Here is a 419-nt window from a genome sequence, read left to right on the forward strand (position 1 = left end):
GCGACGGCACCGTCGACCAGCTCGACCACGACCAGGACCTGCGGCATGGGTTCCTCTCCAGACGTCGGGACGGGGGTGGCTCAGACGTAACGGCCGGCGACCAGGAACTCGACCAGCGCGGCCGAGCCGGCCCCGTCGGCGTCGGTGACCACCCGGCCGGGCTGCTTCGGCGGGCGCGGGGTGGCCTCGATCACCGTCGTCCAGGCGGCCGACAGCCCGACGTCGGCCGGCTCGACCCCGAGGTCGGCGAGCGCGAGGGTGGCGACGGGCTTCTTCTTGGCCGCCAGGATGCCGCGCATCGACGGGTAGCGGGCCTCCCCCGCCTGGTCAGTGACGCTGACCACCGCCGGCAGCGGTGCCTCGACGGTCAGGCTGGCGGTGTCGGCGTCGCGGCGGATCCGGACGGCGCCGTCCAGCAG

The 419-nt window shown here is 75.2% G+C and carries 1 pseudogene; it reads right to left on the bottom strand.

Annotated features, from left to right (window positions below):
* Window positions 1-80: 80 nt before the first annotated feature.
* Window positions 81-419, bottom strand: a pseudogene (locus I6F37_RS41755) (electron transfer flavoprotein subunit beta); the annotation flags it as partial.

Source organism: Bradyrhizobium sp. NBAIM08 (assembly GCF_020193935.1).
GTDB classification, from domain to species: domain Bacteria; phylum Pseudomonadota; class Alphaproteobacteria; order Rhizobiales; family Xanthobacteraceae; genus Bradyrhizobium; species Bradyrhizobium yuanmingense.